The 25,043-nt window shown below is 32.8% G+C and carries 12 protein-coding genes; 6 read left to right on the top strand and 6 right to left on the bottom strand.

Translation table 11 applies throughout. The annotated features are described in order from the left end of the window. Positions 1 to 34: 34 nt before the first annotated feature. The 5 genes from Q0921_RS09800 to Q0921_RS09780 are packed head-to-tail and all read right to left on the bottom strand — an operon-like array spanning position 35 to position 7,134. Positions 35 to 2,416 (bottom strand): ABC transporter permease, encoded by a 2,382-nt coding sequence (locus tag Q0921_RS09800; RefSeq protein WP_299256275.1) that lies wholly within the window; start codon positions 2,414 to 2,416, stop codon positions 35 to 37. A 46-nt stretch (positions 2,417 to 2,462) separates the two neighbouring features. Continuing rightward, positions 2,463 to 4,862 carry an ABC transporter permease gene (locus Q0921_RS09795; protein WP_299256273.1) on the bottom strand — a complete coding sequence of 800 codons (2,400 nt, stop codon included), beginning with the start codon at positions 4,860 to 4,862 and terminating at the stop codon, positions 2,463 to 2,465. 51 nt (positions 4,863 to 4,913) lie between these two features. After that, positions 4,914 to 5,591 (bottom strand): ABC transporter ATP-binding protein, encoded by a 678-nt coding sequence (locus Q0921_RS09790; protein WP_299256271.1) that lies wholly within the window; start codon positions 5,589 to 5,591, stop codon positions 4,914 to 4,916. Between the two features lie 26 nt (positions 5,592 to 5,617). Continuing rightward, positions 5,618 to 6,868, bottom strand: a complete 1,251-nt coding sequence (locus Q0921_RS09785) for an efflux RND transporter periplasmic adaptor subunit (protein WP_299256269.1) — start codon at positions 6,866 to 6,868, stop codon at positions 5,618 to 5,620. A 41-nt stretch (positions 6,869 to 6,909) separates the two neighbouring features. Continuing rightward, entirely contained in the window at positions 6,910 to 7,134 is a 225-nt protein-coding gene (locus Q0921_RS09780) for a hypothetical protein (protein WP_299256267.1), read from the bottom strand. Positions 7,135 to 7,366: 232 nt separating this feature from the next. Here Q0921_RS09780 and Q0921_RS09775 point away from each other — a divergent pair, with 232 nt between their 5' ends. Both Q0921_RS09775 and Q0921_RS09770 read left to right on the top strand, forming a co-directional pair. Continuing rightward, complete coding sequence (locus tag Q0921_RS09775; RefSeq protein ID WP_299256265.1) at positions 7,367 to 8,713, top strand: sigma-54 dependent transcriptional regulator; 1,347 nt, start codon at positions 7,367 to 7,369, stop codon at positions 8,711 to 8,713. Between the two features lie 76 nt (positions 8,714 to 8,789). Continuing rightward, entirely contained in the window at positions 8,790 to 10,046 is a 1,257-nt protein-coding gene (locus Q0921_RS09770) for a HAMP domain-containing sensor histidine kinase (protein WP_299256263.1), read from the top strand. A 272-nt stretch (positions 10,047 to 10,318) separates the two neighbouring features. Here Q0921_RS09770 and Q0921_RS09765 read toward each other — a convergent pair whose 3' ends face one another. Beyond that, positions 10,319 to 12,583 (bottom strand): acyl-CoA dehydrogenase, encoded by a 2,265-nt coding sequence (locus tag Q0921_RS09765; protein ID WP_299256261.1) that lies wholly within the window; start codon positions 12,581 to 12,583, stop codon positions 10,319 to 10,321. A 420-nt stretch (positions 12,584 to 13,003) separates the two neighbouring features. Between Q0921_RS09765 and Q0921_RS09760 the strand changes: the two genes are divergently transcribed. Genes Q0921_RS09760 through Q0921_RS09745 form a run of 4 tightly spaced genes read left to right on the top strand, consistent with a single transcriptional unit; the run spans position 13,004 to position 25,042 of the window. Continuing rightward, positions 13,004 to 18,097, top strand: a complete 5,094-nt coding sequence (locus Q0921_RS09760) for a hypothetical protein (protein ID WP_299256259.1) — start codon at positions 13,004 to 13,006, stop codon at positions 18,095 to 18,097. Positions 18,098 to 18,109: 12 nt separating this feature from the next. Further along, positions 18,110 to 20,182 carry a hypothetical protein gene (locus Q0921_RS09755; RefSeq protein ID WP_299256257.1) on the top strand — a complete coding sequence of 691 codons (2,073 nt, stop codon included), beginning with the start codon at positions 18,110 to 18,112 and terminating at the stop codon, positions 20,180 to 20,182. A 13-nt stretch (positions 20,183 to 20,195) separates the two neighbouring features. Continuing rightward, a complete protein-coding gene (locus Q0921_RS09750; protein WP_299256255.1) occupies positions 20,196 to 23,687 on the top strand; it encodes a T9SS type A sorting domain-containing protein in 3,492 nt (1,163 codons plus the stop codon). 11 nt (positions 23,688 to 23,698) lie between these two features. Then, positions 23,699 to 25,042, top strand: coding sequence for a PKD domain-containing protein (locus tag Q0921_RS09745; protein ID WP_299256253.1), 1,344 nt, complete (start codon positions 23,699 to 23,701; stop codon positions 25,040 to 25,042). Position 25,043 lies beyond the last annotated feature (1 nt).

Genomic DNA, 25,043 nt, shown 5'->3' with positions numbered 1-25,043 from the left:
CGTTTTTTGATCTGCCTGTGAAGGACGGGTTGATTTATTCTGTTCGTAATGAGTTTACTGGGTTTGATAAGGAAGCTTTTATTGCGTGAAAGCTAACTGTTAATAATGCTATTAAAATAGAAGAACCTCCTGATAACAGAAACATCCACCATTGTATATCGATCTTATAAGCAAAATCTTGTAACCAATTATACATAATATACCAAGCAATTGGTGAGGCAATTGCAAATGCGATCATCACAAGTTTTAAGAAATCTTTGGATAAGAGATTTACAATTTCAGAGACAGAAGCTCCAATAACTTTTCTAATGCCTATTTCACGTTTTCGCTGAAGTGTGCTATAGGCTGCTAAGCCTAGTAATCCTAGACAGGAAATTAATATAGCTAAGGATGCAAAGTATAGGAATAAATTACCAAAGCGTTCTTCGTTTTGATATTGCTCATTAAAAGAATCATCCAAAAAGAAATAATCGAATGGTTGATCTGGTAAAAAAGATTCCCATTGATTTTTAATAGATGCTATCGTTTGTTTGATATTTTGAGATTCTAATTTTACGGTAATCAAATCATTTCTGTTTGTTTCCATCCTCATAGTCAACGGACTAATGTTATCCTGTAAAGAGTTGATATGAAAGTTTTTGACAATTCCAATAACCTGACCTTCTCTTCCCCATTGCTTAAACCTGGCACCAATTGCTTCTTTTGGATCACTATATCCTAATAGTTTTACAGCTTCTTCATTTAGTATCATTGCTTGTGTAGAATCAGAAGCAAAATCTTTAGAAAAAGCTCTTCCGGCTAATATTTCTAGATCAAATTGAGGTATATAACTATGATCTACAAAATAGAGGTCTAAGTTTGCAATTTGTAGATCCCCAGCTTTATTTTCTATTTCAGAGTATGCAGAGGAGTTTCCACCCCCAGGAACACTTGATCCTAGACTAGTAAATTTAACTCCAGGGATATTTTCGATAGCCTGTTTTAGCTCTAATTGTGATTTCGAAGATTCTGCTTCAAGAACTAATAAATGATCCTTATTGAACCCTAATTCTTGATTTCGCATATATTCCATTTGGTTATAGATAATAATGGTGCCAGTTATAAGAATAATCGAAATAGTAAATTGTATAATCACTAAGCTTTTTCTAAGAAGAACACCTTTACCACCAGTAGAGAAGTTACCTTTTAATACCTGTATAGGCTTAAAAGAGGATAGTACTATTGAAGGATAGATTCCTGCAAAAATTCCTATAGCCATCGAAATACCTAATAACTCAAAAATGTTGAAAAAGTTAGAAAAAAGTCCTTCACTTATAGTTTTTCCAGCTATTTCATTAAAGAATGGTATAGTCACTGTTATTAATAGTATAGTTATTAAAAATGCTATTAGACATGTAATAATAGACTCACCAATAAACTGTAAAGAGAGTTGCTGTTTTTCTGCTCCCATTACTTTGCGAATGCCAACTTCTTTTGCTCTTTCTACAGAACGAGCCGTTGTGAGATTTATAAAATTAATTGAAGCAATTAATAATATAAAAAGAGCGATGATAGAGAATATATATACATTAGTAAGACTGCCTCCTCCTGTACCACCGCGAGTAGATTCTAAGTATAAACCTTTTAGAGGTTCTAGAGAAAGTGTAACAAACATTTTGGTTTTCTTCATAAATTCTCCGCTATGTTTCTCCAAAAATGCCGGAAATTTAGCAACTAGTTGTTTTGTATTTATATTAGGATTTACCAAAATATATGCTGCTGCATCATAGCTACCCCATTGCGTATCGAGATCTTTCTCTAGATTTTGAGTAAATGTTGTTAGCGATAGTATTATATCAGCTTGTATATGAGAGTTTTTAGGAAAATCTTTCATAATTCCTGTTACGGTAGAATTGTATCCTTCTTCTGTAATTTTTAAGGATTTACCAATAGGATTTTGATCGCCAAAATATTTTTTTGCTGTAGTTTCTGATAGTACGAGACTAAACTGTTTTTTAAGTACTTCTTTTGGGTTTCCTTGTAATAATTTGAAATCAAAAACAGAGAAGAAATTAGAATCAGCTGCAATTGCATTTGCTTCCTTAAATTTTAGATCGTCTCTGCGAACAATCATATTTAAGTCATTAATTCTTACTGCAGAAATTATTTCAGGGAAATCTTTCTCTAAATTAGGAGGAACTGCCCAAGCTGTTATGTTAGCTTCTATATTATCAGAAGGTGTTTTGATATCCGCAACAACCCTATATATATTATCTGCTTTGCTATGAAAGTCATCATAACTTAATTCGAAGCTAACATATAGTAGCATAAGAAAGCTAGCAGTCATTCCTATGGATAATCCTGTGATATTAATGAATGTAAAACCTCTACGACGCCAAAGGTTTCTCCAAGCTATTTTTATATAATTCCTGATCATGATTATTCGTTTTTTTTATACTGAACTTGTTTCAGTATTTATTGATTTATTCTGTTCGTAAAGAATCTACAGGATTCGCAGTTACCGATTTTATGGCCTGTACACTTATCGTAATAATAGTTATGATAAGTGCTCCAGAACCTGCGATTAAAAATATGTTCCACGAAATATCAGTTCTATAAGAAAATTTCTGTAACCATTGACTCATAAAATAATAAGCAATAGGACCTGCTATAAAGAGTGCAATAACTACTAGTTTAATAAAATCTTTAGAAAGTAACATCCATAAATTACCTAAAGAAGCTCCAAGAATTTTTCGTACGCCTATTTCTTTAGTACGCTGCTCTGCTACAAAGGATGCAAGTCCGAATAAACCTAAAAGACTTATAAAAATCGCAAGCATAGTGAACACTTTTGCTAAACTGGCAATACGCTCTTCTGCTTTAAATTTTTTGGCATATTCCTGATCTACAAATTGATAATCAAATGGAAGGTTTGGAAAATTCTTTTTAAAAGTTTCTTCTACCAATACTAAACTACTATTCACACTTTTTGCAGGATGTAATCGCAGGTTATAAAAACTAGCATTATCATCATTATCAAATACGTACATAGCTTGTTTTACTGGGCTGTAAGGAGACTGAACAATCATATCTTTGATTACTCCAATAATTTGAAGTGGCTCCTCAGGATCTTCGTTATCAGAATCTCTAATATATTTACCTATTGGGTCTTTAAGTCCCATATATTTCACGGCAGTTTCATTAAGAATTACAGCATTAGAATCAGTAGCAAATTCTCTGGAGAAACCTCTACCTGCAGTTATTTCTATGTCTAATGTTTTAGTAAATTCATACGATACTGATGTATATGCCAAATCTTCCTGAAAACCCTCGGGTTTTCCTTCCCAAGTATATCCACTTCTATTTGACCAAACATTTGTAGTGGGACTACTAGTCGTCGCCATTTCTATAGCTGCACCAGAGGCTATGAATTGATTACGCATAAGATCAGCTTTACCGGTGAATTCATCACTCATAACTGGTATCTGTATCAATCCTTCTTTATTATATCCTACAGGTCTGTCTTTACTATGTTGTATTTGATTCATTACTACGAGTGTCCCTATAATAAGTGCGATAGAGACTGTAAACTGAGTGACTACTAATATTTTTCTTGGAACTGCTGCAAAACGCCCTGCTTTAAAAGTTCCTTTTAAAACCGAAACAGGGTTGAAGGAAGATAAATAAAGTGCGGGATAGCTACCTGCTAGAAACGAGGTTAGAATGATAAATAATAGAGAAACACTCCAGAACTGAAGACTTAACCAAGGAAAAACTATTTCTTTGCTAGCTAAATTATTGAAACCATTTAGAAATAATAATACAATTGCCAGCGCTAAAACAAAAGAGAAAACGACAACTATAAAAGATTCACTTAAAAACTGAAAAACAAGCTGTACTCTTTTAGAACCAATAGATTTTCTTATACCAACTTCTGTGGCACGTTTTTCTGAACGAGCAGTACTTAAATTTATAAAATTGATACAAGCTAATAATAATACAAATAAGCCAATAATGCCAAATAACCAAACATTTTCAATACGTCCACCTGTTTGAACACCATTTTCGAAATTAGAACGCAAATGCCAGTCTTTCATAGGTAATAAAAACAGCTGAGGATTAAATTCTGCCGTTTCTTCGTTAGCTGTTTTCTTAGCATCTTTTATTTTGGAGGTAACAATATCCATAGTGGTATTGTCATTGATTTGCACAAAAAGCTGAAACGAATTGTTTCCCCAAGAATCAGCAGCTCTTTTTAGCCATTCTTGAGTGGTTATATAATGTTTCCAAGGGATAATATAATTAGTATCATCAAAAGCGTTGTTAACTGGTATATCTTCATATACAGCGGTTACTAATAAATCGTCGGTATTATTTACTTTTATAATCTTGCCTAGCGGATTTTCTGTAGCGAATAATGTTTCTGCAGTAGATCTAGAAAGCATGATAGAATTTTTTTCTTTTAAACCATATTTTTCACCTTGAAGAATTTTTAGGTTTAATACATCTGGAGCAGGTTCTTGCATAAAATTACCTTCTCTATAAATGCTTTTTTCACCATATCTTAAATATCTAGGTTGCGTCCAGGAGGACATAATGATGTCCTCAAAATTATCATTGTAATTTTCGCGTAATTCAAACTCTAGCGGTCTTGGAATTGCAGGTCCCGTACTTATTTTACCATTAAATGTCTGACTTTGGAAAACTTGTGCAATTGTTACTTTGTTTTCAAAGTAATTATTGTAACTCAATTCGTCTGTGATCCATAATCCTATCATTATAGTCACAGCCATACCTAGAGCAAGACCAGAAATATTGATAAAAGAGTATATTCTGTTTTTAAGTAGGTTTCTAAATGCTATTTTGATGTAATTCCTGAACATAATTAATGATTTGCTGATTTGCTGATTTGATTATTGATTGATGAATGACCTTTATACTAATACATTTTCTGTAACCTTCTGTCCGTCTAGCATTCTGATAATACGATGACTGTATTTAGCATCGTGTTCACTATGTGTTACCATGATAATGGTGGTTCCTGCTTCGTTAAGCTCAATTAATAGATCCATCACTTCGTTTCCATTGGTGCTATCTAAATTTCCTGTTGGTTCATCTGCAAGAATTAATTTAGGATTATTAACTACAGCTCTGGCTACAGCAACTCGTTGTTGTTGTCCACCGGATAATTGTTGTGGAAAGTGATTACGACGATGCATGATTTGCATTTTCTCCAACACTTCTTCTACACGTTTTTTACGTTCTGCAGGTTTTACACCTGTATAGATCAGGGGTAATTCTACATTTTCGAAAACAGTAAGTTCATCGATCAGGTTAAAACTCTGAAAAACGAACCCTACATTATGCTTACGTAAGTCTGATCGTTTACGCTCTTTATACCCAGCAACTTCTTCACCATTAAATTTGAAACTTCCACCATCAGGATCATCTAGTAACCCTAAGATATTTAGTAATGTTGATTTTCCACAACCAGAAGGTCCCATGATTGCTACAAATTCACCTTCTTTAACATTAAAAGATAATTTGTTTAGTGCTATCGTTTGTACCTCTTCAGTCCTGTAAAATTTTTCTAAGTCTGTTATTTGTATCATTACGTTCGATTATTTAATTGATTTTTTTATTTTAATATTAATTCTTCTGTATCTCCAAAACTGTCATAACTAGATGTTACTACTTGATCACCAGGAAGTAATCCTTCAATCACTTCGTAATATTCTGTATTTTGACTTCCTAAACGGATATTTACTTTATATGCACTACTTCCTCCTTCACTGATTTTAAAGATCCAGTTACCACCTGTTTTTTGAAAAAATCCACCTTTCGGAACAAGTAATGCTTGCTTTTCTGCACTTAAGGCTACACGTATCTGTAGGTTTTGTCCTCTACGAATTCCTTCAGGGATATCACTTTCGAATTGCATATCCACCTGAAAACGTCCATTAGTAACTTGAGTAAATACTTTTTTGATAAGTAGCGTATAAGTTTTATCATTAAAAGTAAAGGTTCCCTTTTGTCCATTATAAATTCTAGAAATATAGTGTTCGTCAATATCTACACGAACTTTAAAGCCACTTAGGACATCAATTTGTCCTAATCGCTCTCCTTTGTTTTTCGATTGCCCGATTTCTGCATCTAATGAGGTTAACTGTCCATCTACAGGAGCACGAACGACAAGGTCACCTACTTTTTTACGCATTAATTCTAATGCACTTTGTGTTCTTGCGTATGAGCTTTGAGCTTGACCAAGTTCTTGTTTAGTAGCAGAAGAGTCCTGACTCAATACTTGTTTAGCCAGTTGCATACGTTGTTTTTGATAGTTATAATCGTTTTCAGAAGATTGATATTCCTGACGGCCAACAGCTCCTTTATCATACAATTTTTTATTTAGTTCATAAAGACGTTTCGCTTCAATAAGATTATTTTCTACATCTGTGAATTGATTTCGTCTATTAATGGTGTTTTGACGAGCAGCGTTTTGAGAGATTTGCATCTGCGTTAATAAGTTATATACTGATGTTTCTTGATTGATTAGACTTAATTCTAGATCGGTATTAGATAATCTTAGAATTGGCTGTCCTTTTTTCATAATAGCACCATCCTCTACAAATTTTTCTTCTACTCTACCACCTTCCAGAGCATCGAGATAAATAGTAGTGATGGGTAAGACAATTCCATTTACCGGAATATTTTCCTGAAACACATCTTTCTTAATGGTATTGATAGCAATACGCTCTTTTTCTACATTTAATTTAGAACCCCCAGAGGACTGTATGAATACAAATAGTATCAATGCTAATATTGCTAAACCGCCTATCATCATCGCGATACGTGATTTTGAGAATTTCTTTTTTTGAATTGGAACGTCCATGTTTGGTCTTTTGATTATTGATGCTGATTAGTTGATTTAGTTTATTTTGTTTTTAAACTTGCATACCCAAATTCATTATTATACGAAACATTGTTTTGATCAATAATGGGTATATAGAAATCTACAAGCTCATCTTCTTTATTTGAATCTTTTAGAATTGTAGTTAAAGAGTTTATGGCTGTGGAATCTAAATTTGATTCCTTAGCGTCTTGCCCATAAAAAAAAGTTACTAGCGTTACGATTAGAATTAAAATTAGTTTGCTCATTTCTTATGAATTATCTTGTTATACTTTCAATCTTATTTTTGTACAACAATTACATAGTCAAGATAGTGCCAAAAACGTAAATAACTGTTTTTCAGCAATTAATGTTTTTTTATGGAAATAGAAGTGTACGATTTCGATACACTTTGTGTTCGAAAACGATACATTTAAAGATCTTGAATATTTTGTTTTTCTTATTTTTAAATGCTGAATATAATATTGTAATATTGTATCAATGGTATTAAAGGAAGCTACGATATTAGTTATAGATGACGATGTAGATGTATTAACTGCGCTACGTCTTTTATTAAAACCTTTGGTAAGAGAGGTTGTTATAGAAAAAAATCCCAGTAATATAGGTGCTCAAATAGAGCAGAAAAAATTCGATATTATTATTTTGGACATGAATTTTAATGGCCTTGTAAATACGGGTAACGAAGGGATTTTTTGGTTAAATAAGATTAAGGAAAAAAAACCTGAAACCGACGTCATTTTAATTACTGCTTATGCAGATATTGATTTGGCAATTCGTGCATTGAAAGAAGGAGCTTCTGATTTTTTAGTCAAACCTTGGAAAAATGAAAAAATAATAAACACGATTACTACCTTATTACAGTTTAAAAAATCTAAAAATTCAAAAAATAATGCTTCTCAATCGAGAACAAATACAATTATAGGAGAGAGTGAAGCTATTAAGGATGTATTCTTAAAACTTAAAAAAGTAGCACCTACCGATGCTAATGTTTTAATTCTTGGGGAGAATGGTACAGGAAAAGATTTAATAGCGAGAGCATTACACGACGATTCTAATAGAAAGAATAAGCCTTTTGTAAAAGTAGATGTGGGAGCATTAACTTCATCACTTTTTGAGAGTGAATTATTTGGTTATAAAAAAGGAGCTTTTACAGATGCTAAAGAAGATCGAGTAGGGCGATTTGAAGCTGCTAACGGAGGAACTTTGTTTTTAGATGAAATAGGTAATATTACTTTAGGACAACAAGTACGTCTATTAACAGTTTTACAAAACAGATTGGTTACTCCATTAGGATCCAATGAAGCAATCGCTATTGATATTAGATTAATTTGTGCTACCAACATTGAGCCGCAAGTTTTAGCAGATGAACAAAAGTTTAGAAAAGACTTAATTTACCGAATTAATACCGTAGATATTCTGATGCCTCCATTACGAGATCGAGGAACAGATATTACTCTACTAGCGAAACATTTTATTAATATTTATGCCGATAAATATAATAAGAGCGCGTTTACATTGGATTCCGGATTTATATCTAAATTAAAAAAACACGATTTTCCGGGTAATGTAAGAGAACTACAATATGTTTTAGAACGTGCCGTAATTATGACTGATGGTAATGTTTTGAAACCTGAAGATTTAGTTTTTTCTTCTATAGAAAGACAAACTAATAATACTTCTGCTGTAACAATGAATTTAGATAGTATAGAAAAAAATGCAATTCTTACCGTTCTAGAAAAAAACAAAGGAAATGTTTCGAAATCTGCAAAAGAACTAGGAATTACTAGAGCAGCATTATATAGAAGGTTGGATAAGTATGAATTATAACGGTTATATTTTCAGACTATTCTTAAGGATTCTAATTTTGGTTTCCCTGATACTAGGTTTAGTATATGCTATTTACATGGACTATAGTAGTATTGCTACAGGTGTCGTGTTTATAATCTTGTATGTTGGATATACCACTTACAATTTTGTGAAACGTCGTTTTGTTGTTATGGATGATTTTTTTGAAGCGGTTAAGTATCGAGATTTTTCTAGATGGTTTCCTGACGATAGAGGCCCTAAAGATATACGATTTCTTTATAGAGGCTTTAATCAAGTGAATCGTACTATCAAAGATATAAACTCCCAGAACGAGGCGCAATACGTATATCTTCAGAAGATATTAGAGATGGTAGATATTGGTATTATTGCTTATAACCTGGAAACAGGAGATGTATTATGGTCCAATGATTCATTTAGAGAGACATTAGATTTTCCAGCGTTTAAGAACATTCGTTTTGTAGAAAAAAGAAAACCCGATTTGTATGATGCAGTTTTTGAGACCTATCATAAAGAGCCAAATTCAATTTCTATAGCTGTTCAAAATGAAAAGATAAAAGTGTTAATTTCTGATACAGTATTTCAGGTTAATGATGATCCTTTTAAACTTATAGTTTTACAAAATATCGATGATACATTAAATAAAAATGAATCTGAAGCTTGGAAAAAACTGTTGAGTGTAATGACACATGAAATTATGAATTCTATTGCACCGATTTCCTCTCTGGCAGACACATTACAATCACATTTGCAGCTTACTTTGGATAATCCTAATGAATATCCACTGGAGTTAGAAGATTTAAATGCAGGTGTGAAAACTATAAAAAATAGGAGTGAAGGTTTATTGAAGTTTGCTAAAACATATCGTAGTCTAAGTAAAGTGACACATTTAAATCTGGATAAAACAAAGATCACCGAACTTTTTGATACTATACAATTGCTAATGCAGCCTTCTTTGGATGTAAAAGACATTACCATTGATTTTAAGGTAGTACCTCCAAAAATAGAATTGAATATTGATAGCTATTTAATCGAACAGGTTTTGATTAATCTAATTTTAAATGCTGTAGACGCCTGCAAACATAAACCTAATCCAGAAATACGAGTAATTGCTGAGCAAAAACCGAATAGAAATATCGTAATCAAAGTATACGACAATGGTTCGGGAATTCCTCAGGATATTATGGAAAGTATTTTTATTCCATTTTTTACCAGTAAAACTACAGGTAGTGGTATCGGTCTTAGTTTATGTAAACAAATTATGTTACTACATAAGGGAAAAATTCTCGTCAGTAGCACAGAAGGCGAAGGCACTGTGTTTACGTTAGTTTTTTAGAGTGTAAAACTTCAACACATATTTTTTTTAAATTTTCACTAAGTAGAATCTAGAAACATACAATCTTACGGTTCCGAGGATCATGAATAGTTGGAACTACTTCTCATTGTTGAACTCTTCCTATTATATTTAATTAGTTTGTTTTTGAATAAAAATAGGCCTACTAAAAATGCGTAAGTTGTATTTTAAGCCCTTTTAATAGGCTTCATATATATACTAACACTAGTTTAATAGAATTGTTAATCTAGTTCCATATTAATTATACGATCACTTTAGTTCGCAATAGGAGCGCTCATGCAATGCTCTGGTATGCCATAGCCGTCTATCAATGTTTTTATATGAGGTCTTAATTCTGTAGAAAGACGTTCTACACGGCTTCGTATTGCTTTTGATTTTGTACCACTAATATATCCTTGTTCCAAATACCAAGATGCATCTTTTCTCAATTCGTGCAATGCATATAAAGTACCCATTTTCTGAAACAACTGCTGATATTTTTCATCTTCTATGGTATCTACAAAATTAGTGAAGGTCGTATATGCTAGTTCTGTGCTGTATGCTTTTCCTAAGGCTAATAAATGTGTTTGAACTTTTAGAAAAGCTTGATACGATGGAATTCCTTTTTTTACATAATCACGAATTCGCATTGCTAAAGTATAGGTAAGCCTTCTGGTGCGATAATCAAATGCATGCTTATGAAATTTAGAACTATACAGATGATCCTTATCTACATTGTTTGTGTAAGCCGGATTTATGGTACTTAATTTATCATTAAGTCTAGCTCCCAATAGTTTTAAAACAGCAGTAAAACCAGCACTATTAAATTCTGATTTAAATTCGGATAATATACCCTTGGCTGCTAATAATAGTAATACATGATTGTCTCCTTCAAAAGTGGTGAAAATGTCTACATCACCTTTTAGATCGGCAATTTGATTTTCTATTAAATATCCTTTTCCACCGCAGGCTTCTCTACATTCTTGTATCGTATCGTTCGCAAACCAGGTGATTATGGATTTTAGCCCAGCCGCCTGAGTTTCAATTTTTCGTTTATCCACTATAGATTTGTCGCTGTATACTTTCATCATATGTGTTAATGTAATATCATAAACATAACATGATGCGACAGCAGGTGTAAGACGCAATTGATGTGTGGGATAATCCATAAGGAGATCCTCCTGAATTTTTATACTATCGTTAAACTGTCTTCTTTTTAAAGCGTGTCTAACAGCGATAGCTAAGGCTTTTTTAGCTCCGCCTAGCCCAGCGCGAGCAACACATATTCTGCCTCCAACTAGCGTACCTAACATCGTAAAAAAGCGTTTGTTCGGATTTTTGATATCAGAATGATATGAGCCATTAGCATCAATGTCGCCATATTTGTTTAATAAGTTCTCTCTAGGGACGCGCACTTGATGAAACCATATTTTTCCATTGTCTACTCCGTTAAGGCCTAATTTATAACCATTATCCTCGATAGTGACCCCAGGCATTAATTGGTGTTGCTCATTTCTTATAGGAACGAGAATAGCGTGCACTCCTTCGTTCTTTCCATTGACGATCAATTGGGCAAAAACGGAAGCCATCTTAGAATCTAATGCATTACCGATATATTCTTTATTATCATTTTGTCCTGGTGTATGTATAATTATACTATCTTTTTCTTTATGATATGTTGCAGTAGTTTTAATACCTCTTACATTAGAACCATGTCCAGTTTCGGTCATGGCAAAACATCCTAATAGTTTTGTTTTGCCAGTATCTGCTAGGTATTGATCATGATGTTTTTGTGTTCCTAATTTTTGGATACTTCCTCCAAAAAGACCGAATTGAACCCCAAACTTTATAGCTAAACTTCCGTCTACATACATTAGATTTTCAAAAACAGCTGCATATCCAGGCATATTCTCGGTGCCACCATACGCTTCTGGATATGCCATGGCTCCATATCCTTCTTTGGCTAAGAATTTCACTTGTTGTAATACGTGTTCTCTAAATTCTTCTTTGGTTCTCCTGATATCCCATTCAAAAATGGGGTTTTTAAGGACTTCTCTAAAAGCATCAACCACATCAGTGTGCTCACCCTTTAGAATCCTGTCAATAGTAGAAGCTTCATAATGCTCAGCCATTATTTCTTGCACTACTTCTAAATCAAATAAATGCCTGTAGTGGTTGGGTTGAATACCAAGGTTTATTTCTATATCTTTTAAATGAGTATTAAAAGGACATTCTATATGATAATAACAAACTAATTTTTTGCTGAAAGTTGTGAGTGGTTGCACTTCACTTTCTACTAGCTTAATATAAGAATTTGTTATTGTTTTTTTCCAGTTCTTAAGTTCTTGATCCTTAGGAGGCTCATTAGGGTTTAACCAACTTTTAAGGATATCTCTGTCTTCTTTGCCTAATGTTTCATCTCCTTGGATCGCTGTTTTTACGACAGAAATTTCCGAGTAGGATAACAAATCGTCTGACCAGATTACATAAAAGAAAGGAATATATTGTAAAACACCTTGAGTATACTTAGTTACGTTCATAGAATGAAAATACAATAATTATTTTAGAATAATTATGGATAATATGATGGGGTTATTTAATTTATAGATTCGAGTTTATCGTGCTAAAAAATAGTATTAGAATTTTTCTTTCATTTTCGGTATGTTTATGGAGTTAGCCTTTTAAACACCGTTATTTTTATTAAGAATATCAATGTTTCATTGTTTTCTCATAACTCTTCACCTACTATAACATTTTTGAATAAAAAAATATTTTTGGGAAAGACAAATCTTTAGGGTAAAAAAAAAGTAACCCAAGAGTTATGCTTTTTTAAGAATAATATGAACTTAATATTATGATTAAGATAAGGTAATGACTAAAAAATATTCCTTGTGGGTAAAAATTTTATTTTCACACACAGAAAATTTATTACAGATCATCAACCTCAAAACTGCTATTAAGTGCTTCCTCTAAAAAGTAATTTTTTGTTTTTATTGTTATTTTATTTCTTCTGTTTTACAGGCAAAAGCAACGGTAAATTTAGTAACATTGACCTTCCAAGCGTTGCGCGTAACAACCCAAAACTAATCTTAAACGATAGTAACGTAGCTAATTACTTGTTTGATATAAAAAAGGATTTTTCTGTTTATAATTTTAATAGCCAATCGTATCATTTTTTTAAAAATCAAACATCAAAAAACAAGGAAAAAACATCAACTTCGGAAAATACTAGATTAGAAGCAAAAACGGTTTTTGAAAAAATTGAAGATTCAGGAAATTGGATTTCTACATTCTCTGGCTCTAACAATGAAGTTATTCTTCCGGCTGGAATAAGGGAAGTAGTGGATGAAGTAGAATATCAAATAGCTTTTGCAGAGGCTCGGTTTGGTTTGTCAACATTATTTAAGGTTTTTGTTAAAGTCGTTTTGCCTCAATCCAATTTGAATGGTCAGCCTATCGAGTTGTTCTTTGGAGCTGATAATATTCAATTATCAAAAGAAGGAGGGCTTATTGGTAATGGAGGTACCGCAGGAAATGCTAATTTGGTATTATTAGGTAATGTTGAAATACCTTTTCATTCCTCAAACTGGTTACTCTCACTAAAGGGAACTTCTAACTATATCAATGGTAATATTCAGAATGTATCATTTGTATCTATAGATTGTAATGGAGTAACGGGTATGAGTATTGATGGGCAGGTGCAAATTTCGAGAAATTTATTGATTCCTATACAATCAAATGGAGAGCCTTCTCAAGATGCTACAGAGAAAGTTAATGGAGCTTTTATAGCAAATGCTGCCTCTTGGAATGATTTGATAGTAGATGTAGAATTGTCTCCATTTGTTTTAGTAAATAAAGAAGACAAATTTACATTTACAAGTAATCAAGCCGTTTTTGATTTTAGTGATAGTAGGAACCCTGAAAACATCACTTTTCCTCAGCATTATCTGGATTTAGGTGTTCTATTACCAAATAAGCATACTTGGAGAGGAATCTTCATTAAATCATTACAAGTAGGGTTACCAAAGGTTTTTAAAACTAAACAAAGCATCCAAAATAATGATAGAGTCTATTTTGATGCTACTAATTTGATTATTGATAACCATGGCGTATCTGGTATTGTAGTTGAAGAAGATGTAATTTCTATATCTGATGGAGTCACCTCAGAACCCATTGGTTGGCCTATGTCTGTGGCAAATATCAGTTTAGAACTACTAAACAATAATATCTTAGAATCAAAATTTTCTGGAGGCATGCGTCTTCCTATTTTTGAGGATATCAAAAACGGTACGAATGGAGTAATACATGCCTCTTATAATGATGAGAATGGTATTTTACCAGATCAAAATGACATTTCATTCTTGGAATATGATGGATTCATTTCGGACGAAGAATATAGTATAAAGGTTAAAACCTTAAGTGAAATTGATATTCCTGTTTTTTTAGCTTCTATAAAACTACGTGCTGGGTCCTATATAAAAATGCCAGTTGTGGATAATAACTTTAGGCCAGAGACTAATTTTAATGGAATAATGACAACTATTATTTCTTCAAAAAAACAAAGAGAAGCAGCAGAAAATGCAACACAATCCTATACCACAGATCAAGGAGTAACAGAGGATGAAACCGATATGGTTCGATTTAAGGGACTCACTTTTGAAGGACTAAAAATGAAAACTGAAGGTGCCACTTTAGATATCGAATACTTAGGGTATACTGAAGGTTTAGCAATGGGTAACGGTAGTAATATTAAAGAAAGATATAGTTCTGATGATAGTGATAGAAATGATCAAACGGGAAGGTTAGATCCAGAAAAGAAGTCTAGACTTAATATTTCGTTAGATGCTATTACCTATAAAAGTTATCCAGAAAAAAATGAAAAAGTATTAGGTTTTGATGTAAGCATGGATTTTACAGGAGGAGATGAAAAGAAATTTATTAGGGGAAGTACAAGCATAGACGTTATTGCGAAGGATGAAATTACTAATGGGGTTTCCAGTATAGCATATAAGGACACTAGATGGGCCAAAATAGCAGTAAAAGGAAGATGGACTTTTCTTAAACTAAAAGCATTTGTAAAAAGAACTTATGGAGATTCAATCTACGGAAATGCATTTGCAGGTGATGGGGAAATTAAAATAGATTTTACAGATTCTAAACGAAAAAAAACAGAACAGAATTACGAAGAAGATAATAGTAATACCAACTTAAGAATTAAGTCTAAAGTATTATTTGCTGAAGATGCGTCATTTTGGTATGTAGATTTCTCTGCCGAATTCCCTCAAAAATTATTTAATAAATCAACGGTTACATTGCCTAAGGGTGCTTTTTCAGTTAATGGATTTGGAGGTGGGATATACAATAATATGAGAAGGAGAATGGATGCTGGTAATGCTAGTTCTAAAGTCTCACCCTCTGGTTTTTCTTACGAGCCTGCAATGGGGCATTTTGGAATTAAGTTTATTGTATTCTGGCATCACGGAGGAGATAATTTAATGCGCTGTGGAGCAGGTGCCGAATTAAATATTAATAAAAACGGAGGTATAAACAGTCTTTCTTTTATAGGACAGGCTAGAGGACTTAATAAACTAGATAATCCAAATATGTTTTTAAAGAATCAATTATCTAAACAATTAAAAGCTTATGAAGGAGAAGGTGAAAATAGAACTTTAGGAAATGCCACAGATAATAATGGAAGAGATGAACGAGGAATACATAATAATGCAACTAATAATGAAGTAAGAGATACTAGGTCTCTGTCAGAAAGAATTTCTGAAGAAGAAGCAGGTACGGATGTAACCGAAATTCAATCTATGCCTGATGTTGATGGAGTAGACGCTTATTTATTTGGGCAGTTAGATTTCGAAAATAAAGCATTTTATACCTATTTAGATGTATATACAGACATAGCAGATGGATTAATTATAGGGAAAGGAAGAGCAAAAAAGGCAGTAGAAGGGATTATTCAGATTAATCAGGAAAGATGGTTTGCACATTTTGGAAATCCTCTTAATAGAATGGGACTTTCCTCAGGATATGGAGATTTTAGACTAGATTATTCTGGGTATGTAATGCTCGGACAAAATTTACCAAAAGCTATTCCTCCACCGTATAGGGTTTTAAACATTTTAGGGGATAAACTCCGTGTATTAGAAGAGCAACAAAATAAATACAAAGATCAATTAGCAGCAGGAACAGGTGCAGCTTTTGGTTTAGCGTATGAGTTTGATACAGGTAACCTAGTATTAGGGCCACTTTACGCCCGTTTTACTGCAGGATTAGGAATTGATGTATTATTAAAAAAGTATGATAATCAAATGAGTTGTAATGGCATTTCTCCAATAGGGAGTGATGGTTTTTACGCTACAGGACAGGCGTATGCTTTTATGCAAGGAGAACTCGGTATTGGTGTGAGTGTATTTGGCGATTATAGAAGGTTTCCAATCATCGAAGGAGGAGGTGCATTCCTAGGTAAATTTGGAGGCCCAAATCCTAATTGGTTTCAGGCAAGGTTTGCTGCTAATTATAGTGTGTTGGGAGGTTTAATCAGAGGAAGAATAAATGAAGATATTACCATAGGACAAGTATGTAATCCTGTTCCTGATAATGCATTGGGAGTAGAACTTATATCAAGTGTATCACCTACTGATAATGATGATAACGTTGATGTATTTACCTCTCCGCAACTAGCATTGTCTATGGAAGCAAATACTGCAATAGAAATTCCGGATGTAAATAGTGAAACTAAAACTTATAAAATAAAAGTAAAAACATTTACTGTTAAGGATGCTAATAATGTGAATATTCAGGGGAAATTATCCTGGAATACAATGAATACCAAAATCACTTTCGAATCTTTGGATATTTTACCTCCTAATCAAGAATTAACAATTGAAATAGAGGTAGCGCTTCAAGAAAAAACAGATGGTGTTTTTAGAACATACAAGGTAAATGGAGAAGAGTATTTAGAAACAAGATTATTAAAATTCACAACGGGAGATGCGCCTAGTTATATCCCATTATCTAATGTACAATATTCGTATCCAGTAGTTGATCAAAAATTATTTTATCGAAATGAACATCCTACAGGGTATCTAAAGCTTAAAAAAGGGCAAGATTATTTATTTGAAAACTCCCAATGGCAAACTAGCGTCAAATACCTGGATATAATCGCTAATGATAGTGAAGAAACTTCTATTCAGTACAATAATGCAAGTAATGAACTGTCGTATGCTATCCCGAGAGTTAATAAAAAGACAGAATACACCATAAAAATGGTTAGCAAACCTGTGGCTGTTCAGTCTACAGGTGAATCAGTAGCTGAAAACAATGATGTTGTCAACATCGATAATAATAGTGAAAGCACATTTACTATTAAAAATAATCGAGCGGAGAATCAAGTACGAGAAGATGCAGAGGTAGAACGACTAACATACAATTTTAGTTCTAGTAGCTATAATACATTTAGAAATAAAATGCAATCTATTAAAGTTGATAAAAACTTTATAGGAAAAGTTTATGTAGATGCAATTTACTTAGGGTCAACCATTGAGCAACACGATGAAGGTTTTGATTTAATAGAGCTAGAAGGGAATAACTATTCTGAAAATAAACCACTGATAGTAGCGAGTGCAACTTTAGAAGATGAATATTTTAAGCAGGATATTGCTCCTTTACTTTATAATAATTATCCAATTGCTGGAAAATATGATTTCAATCGAGATACTAATGTATTGGGAGTTGCACCTTCTAAAGCAATTTCTGTAAGGACCAATTATTTGGCAAGTATTTCAAATGATACAGATGAAGATTGGCGATTAAAAAGTTTTCCGTTTAAGTATATGTTACCTAAAGTATATAGAGATGATTTTGAGACGGTCATGATTAATATAAGTAATGATTATCATAATAATATAGATGTCGAGGCTAAAGCCTTACAGTTTCTGGATAATAGATTCGGTTTTATACGAGAAGGAAAATATAAGACACGGTTTAGTTACATTTTACCGGGCGGAATTAAGAAAACATATGCATTATTCGAATTTAATTATTAATTGATTTTTTGAATGAAAGAAATAACGTTTTGCATCATATTTACGATTTTTATAGGAACTTCTTTTAAGCTGTTTTCTCAGGAAAAAAAGGTGATACCTACAATTAAAGTTTTAGCATTAAATAAAAAAAAACAAGTCAAGCTAAGATGGGCACCTGATACCCCAATTATCTGGCAAAAACTAAATAAAGAAGGATATTTAATTGAGCGTATTACGGTAAAAAAGGAAGGAAAACTGATGCCCCCTTCTTATGATAAAAAAATCCTAGACACTATAAAACCTAAGGCATTAGAGGAATGGAAAACAGTAGCCGATAATAATAATTACGCAGCTATGGTAGCGCAATTATTATATGGTACAATTGACACAAAACCTACCACTAGCGCTATTGAAAGTATGTTCACCATTAAAAAAGATTTAGATAATAGATTTTCATTTGTATTACTAGCTGCGGATATGGATTTTGAGACAGCTAACCTTGCAGGTTTAGGATACATTGATACTACTGTAGAACCTAAGACAGAATATTTATATAGAATTAAAAATGTTGATCCAAATGTCAATGTAAAAACGGGCCTAAAACTAATTCATACAGAAAAAGAAGAAGTACTGCCACCACCGATTGATCTTTATGCCTTACCAGAGGATAAGAAAATAACACTAAGCTGGGATAAAGAAATATATAAATCTATATATACAGCGTATACTGTTGAAAAATCAGAAGATAGTCTACATTTTAAAGAAGTTAATGGAGGTTTACCATTTGTCAGTTTTAGTCAGGATGAAACATCAAATAAACAATTTTTTTACGTAGACAGTATTACGGTAAATTATAAACCGTATTACTATAGAGTTATTGGTATTTCTGCTTTTGGAGAAAAAAGTCTCCCGTCTAAAATTGTATCAGTAAAAGGAGTGGAAAAACTAACAGCAATTCCAAAAATTACATCGGATAGTCTTCAGTCATCTGGTGACTTGATATTAAATTGGAGATTTAACAGAGAGGCCGAAAAGCAAATCAAAAGTTTTACTATTGATTGGGCGCCAAAAGCAGAAGGTCCTTATGTGACAATAAAAAAGAATGTTCCTAATTTTAATAGGTCAACTATTATAGATAAGATAGAAGCTTCTAATTATTATAAAGTGAATGCTATTGGACTTAGTAATCAAAAAACTACTTCGTTAATGCATTTTGTGCAGCAAGTAGATTCTGTTCCGCCAATTGCGCCTACAGGATTAGAAGCTTCTATAGATTCGTTAGGAATTGTAAAACTATCCTGGCAAGCAAACGAAGAAAAAGATATAAGAGGATATATCGTAAGAAGAGCAAACTTAAGAAAAGAAAAGACCATACCTACTAGCACGGATATTATAAAAGCAACAACTTTTATAGATACTATACAGGTCAAATCATTGAATGCTAGTGTTTTTTATCAAGTAGTAGCATTAGATAATAAATATAATGTATCCAAGTTGTCTAAAATATTAGAAGTAAAAAAACCAGATATAGTACCTCCAGTACCACCAATTTTTGAGACTTATAAGGTTACAGCAAATGGTGTTTTTTTACAATGGATTAACAGTAGCAGTAAAGATGTAGTTGCTCATAATTTATATCGAAAGGAGCTTACTACGAATCAAGATCAAGATGAATGGAGAATTATTTTTGAGACAGATTCTATAACTGCTTATACTGATAAAAATATAAAAGCGGGTCTTAAATATAAATATGCAATTTTTGCAATAGATGCCAATAAATTACAATCAGAACCTACTACACCGCTTACGATAACAGCCAATATGGTTACTGCCGGTTCAATAATAAAGGGCTTTGATGCGTATGCAGATAGAGAGGAAAAAAGAATAACCATTTCATGGAGAAAAATCCCAGATACGGTAAAAGAGGTATTGGTGTATCGATCAAAAAATGAAGGATTACCTATGTTATGGAGACAAGTGCCCCCAAATACTAATCAATTGGTAGATGCCAGAATAAACCCTGATAATACCTATACCTATACTCTAAAAACAATTTTTGCTGAAGGAACAATTCCTCAAACTAAGTCTATAGAAGTTACCTACTAGAAATATGCTCGTTATGAAAAAAATTATTCTCTTACTAATGTGTGCAATGTGCTTGTTTTCAGAGGTATGGAGTCAAGAAGGAATAACTCTTACTCAGGGGAACAAAGCTTACTATAAGCTTAAAGTTTCTGGTAATAGATCATATACAGATGGACCTTGGTTTTTTGGCACTACTGTATGTGATAAAGGAATGCAGGAGATTCGTTTTCTTGATAAAAACAGTAATAGGCTTAAGACAATTGATACTAATGGAAAAACAGGAAATTTTGAATACAATACAGGAGATCATGAGTTTACAAAAAATCAGTTTCCTATAAAAGTGCATATTGATAATGATTTTGTAGATAGATTGTTGTGTAAGGGTTGGGCAATTTATGATTTTCCAGATAGTTGGTGGACCGATGAGTTTAAAAATCGAGGGATGGAAGTCATTAAAGTAGAGTACGACGGTGCTTGCTACTCTAGAAGATATACTGGTTTTTGGCAGCCTGATGATAGATATTACGGAGACATATTTTATTATCATGCCGCATATGTATATATGAGAAATCTCAGAGTGAATTCAGAGCCTGTAGTAGAAATTCAAACTCCTAATGAACCTTTGTACTTAGCAAGTGAAGAATATGTAACAGTTAGTGTACCAGATAATCTATTAAGTAACTATAGTTATTATTGGAAGTTCAAAGTAGGAAATGAACAAAATTATAGAGGTATCTCCAACCAAAATGTTTTCTTAGAGAACGGTAACAAGGTTTTAAGAATTAAAGGTAAAGATTTTTTAAGAACTTCAGATTATGGTAAGAGAATACGGCTGGTACTAGATGCTGATTGCAAAGAATCAAATGCTATATCCTTTACATATTATCCATCTGCTCCAAGAGTTATAAATGTAGAAAAATTTGATCCTGTTTGTTTTGAAGGTGATGGAGAAGTTAAAATATCTTTTGATAGAAATTTAAATAGTTCTCTTCAAGAAAAGTTAACTATTAACTTGAAAGATGACTTAGGCGTAAAATATACTAGCGGTATTCTTACCACTTTTGTGACAGAAGGCACAAATAGCCACCATTACACTTTTGAAGGAGTTAAAGCAGGTGAATACCAGATTGAATTTGCTGGGGGTAATATGACCATTAATGGAGAAATTTTAAGCACGATTGTTAGAGACCCTGTTAATTTCGTGATTATAGAAGACCCTGCACAGGTATTATTTGATATAACTGTAAAAGATTCTAGTTGTAACGATGGAGATACAGAAATTAGTAACAATAATGACGGCGTAATAACAATTACAGCAGAGGGAGGCCGCCCTGGCGTATTTCAATATGCAATAACCCCGACAGATAATAATACTATTTTAGTTTGGCAAGATTTTGATAGTATAGATCAACATGCTGAACACGATCTTCGGCCAAGCCAATATGAAATACAAGTACGAAAAAAGATAGAGTCTGATTATTGTACAGGACACTTTAAGAGTGATGTATCTAAAACAGTAGTTACCGAAACAATTTCAGAACCTGATAATACCTTAAATGTTACACAGGTTTTTTATAAAGAACCTACTGCAAATGGTTTTTCTGATGGCGAAATTAGGTATTTAATCACAGGAGGAACTCCTTATGAAGATGGGGCTTATAGGTACGAATTTAAAAATACATCTGATATCATTCAAAATACTGTTACTACAGAGGTTTTAGACAATAATGAAGGATATGTGCTAACGCTACATTCTGTTGAATCGGATATATATACGCTATGGGTTTCGGATAAGAACTATGACGAAGCTATCTATAAAAAAGGTTGTTTTGAAAATAACATTAGCTTCAATCTACAGGAACCAGATCCTATAGAAGTTGTTTTTGAAGTGTTGAATCTGGTTTCTTGTAATATTTACAATGAATTTAATGATGGTAGAGATTTTGAGGTGCCATATAACGTTGCAGATCAATTTCAGGATGGTCAAATAGTTGCTCATGTTACCGGAGGTGCTGTTTATGATATAAATGATCAATCATTACCAGATAACAATATACCTTTAAATGATAGAGGAGAGCGACTTCCATATTATTATAATTGGAAAAAGAGAAATGATAATGTATGGACTGAAATTGAAGTAAATGATAGTATTATAAATAATCAGAGTTACGGAGATTATGCGCTAAATATTACAGATAAAAACGGGATTGTTCTAGGGAATTATAGAGCGGTAACTAATAGTGATGGAACGTTAGAGTATGTTTTGTCAGCGACTGTTGATAGTACTTTTTATTTAGCCCAGCCAACACAATTATCAATTTCTTTCGAAAAAACTGAAATCAATTGTTTTGATGGAGCCGATGCTACAGCAAGTGCTTTAGTAACAGGTGGTGTTCCTCCATATGATTATTATTGGAGCAATGGAGCTACATCTCAGATAGCAGATAATCTTATAGCAGGTAGACACCTGATTTATGTTACTGATATTAAAGGCTGTGTAATAGAAGGTAGCGTTGTTATAGAACAGCCTAACGGATTAGTTATTAATCCAATTAATGAAATAGCACCCACCTGTTATACGGGTGCTGATGGGTTTATAGAAATTACTGCTACTGGAGGAGAACCTCCTTACACTTATTTATGGAATACAGGAGCTACAACTACTTCGATTAATAATCTAAGCGCAGGATCCTATTCTCTAGAAATTGTAGACCAAAATCGTTGTAAAGCTTATTATGAAATTGTGTTAGAGAACCCAGCTTTAGTCACTGTTGATTTACCAGAAAAATATACTCTTTGCCAAGGACAAAATTTAGCGTTGGATGTAACAATAAATGATCCTGAAGCGGTATATGCTTGGTCAAGCGATAGAGGTTTTCTTAGTACAGATAGTCAAGTGTTATTAAATGAATCTGGCGTATATACTGCCCAAGTTACTAATGGATTAGGTTGTAGTAATCAAGATACTATCGTGGTAAATTTTTTAGATAAAGGAATCGATGCGCATTACTTGATTGCTACACAAGCTTATGTGGGTCAAGAGGTAACATTGATTAATATTAGTGAGCCTATTGGTGATATGGTAGAGTGGAGCATACCTGAAAGAACCAGAGTATTAAATGAAACTGACGAAGAGCTTACTTTGATTTTTGAAGAAGAAGGAGTCTTTGATATTAATTTAAGATCACATGTAGAAGATTGTTATAAGGATTTTAATAAAAGTATTATTGTACAACCAGCTATAATTGCTAATAACTCTTCAGAAACAGACAGATTTTTAAAAGAATTTATTTTGTATCCAAACCCAAGTACTGGAACATTTCAGACTAAAATAACTTTAGAGAATGCCTCGGATATCTCAGTTAAAATCATTCATCTTACTTCTGGAGCTATTCTGGATGAAAAACAAGGAACAAATAATGTAGAATTCTTGTTTGATAATTCAGTCTCACTTTCATCAGGATTGTATTTAGTGATATTAGAAACTTCTAGAGGTACATCAAGAAGAAAATTGATAATTGAATGAAAATGTTTCAAATGAAAAAAATCGGATGTATACTCCTTATGTTCTTTTGTTTGTCTTGCCTTAAAGAAGAAGCGGTACCAGTTGTTGTAGACTTTGATTATGAAGTAATTAATAACGATTATTCTATTCCGGTAAGTATTATATTTTTTAATAGAACCGAAGGTGCGGATGATTATGAATGGCGATTTGAAGGTGCAAATATTTCGAGGTCAGTGGACAGAAATCCTGGAGTTATAATTTTTAATGAAAAGGGTACGCAAACTATTTCTCTTACTGCCACCAATATTGATGGATCTGAGGATACCAAAACACTAGAGATTAAAATTGATGATCCAGTAACAATTGATTTTACAGCTACGAGTGTAAATAATTTGTTTCCTCCCGCAACTTATAATATTCGCAATGATTCGGAGGGAGCAAATTCTTTTATTTGGACATTTGAAGAAGGTGAACCCGAAAGTTCTACTGAAGAGAATCCTGAAGGAATAGTATTCGAAACACCAGGTGAGCATCAGATTTTTTTAGAAGTAAGTAACGGAAGGGAAACATATACAAAGGATACCACTGTTGTAGTTTTACCTTATTTGGTAGCAGATTTTAATTCTGAAATTGATTTTAAAGATGATGATTATCAAATCCCTGTTAAAGTCAAATTCATTAATACATCTATTAGTGCAACCGACTATACTTGGACTTTTGAAGGAGCTACTATCACTTCCTCTAATGAAAAAGATATAGAATTGATCTTTAATGAGGTAGGAGAGCAACAAATCACATTAATTGCAGAAAACGGAAAAGAAGTTAAAAGTAAAACTCAAAGGATTACCTTCTTCAGGAATACAAATCTAAGGGAATTAAAGAATGTAAAATTAGGCGTTAATACGGCGCATCAAAATAATAGTATTGGTAGCTTTTTTAGTATTGCTGAACGTAAAGTATATACAAAAGAGCAGATTACGCGAGAGACCGAAAAGATGGTAGACATTGTTTTCTACGGTCTTAATAGCACTTTTATAAGAAATGAATTTATTAGTCCTGATCTACTGTCAAATACTCCATTTACGAGTATTCAAAATCCTAAAAAAACTGTTTTTATAAATGCACAAGAATTATGTAATTGCCCGATTGCATTAACAAGTCAGCAGTTTGATGAAATGGAAGATGATAACTTGCTTCATAATCTTACAATAGTGTCAGATGATAATTTATCTTTTAGTGATTCAGTGACCCCGAGGATTATACTTTTTAAAACTCAAGAAGGTGAAAAAGGAGCTATAAAGATTAATCAATTTGTCGAAGATGGAGATGATTCCTATATCCTGATTGATATAAAAGTACAGAAAGAAACTAGATAAT

The sequence above is a fragment of the uncultured Aquimarina sp. genome, from assembly GCF_947496855.1.
GTDB lineage: Bacteria > Bacteroidota > Bacteroidia > Flavobacteriales > Flavobacteriaceae > Aquimarina.
Note: the sequence above shows the minus strand (reverse complement) of the source record. Positions and strands in the feature narration are given on the sequence as shown.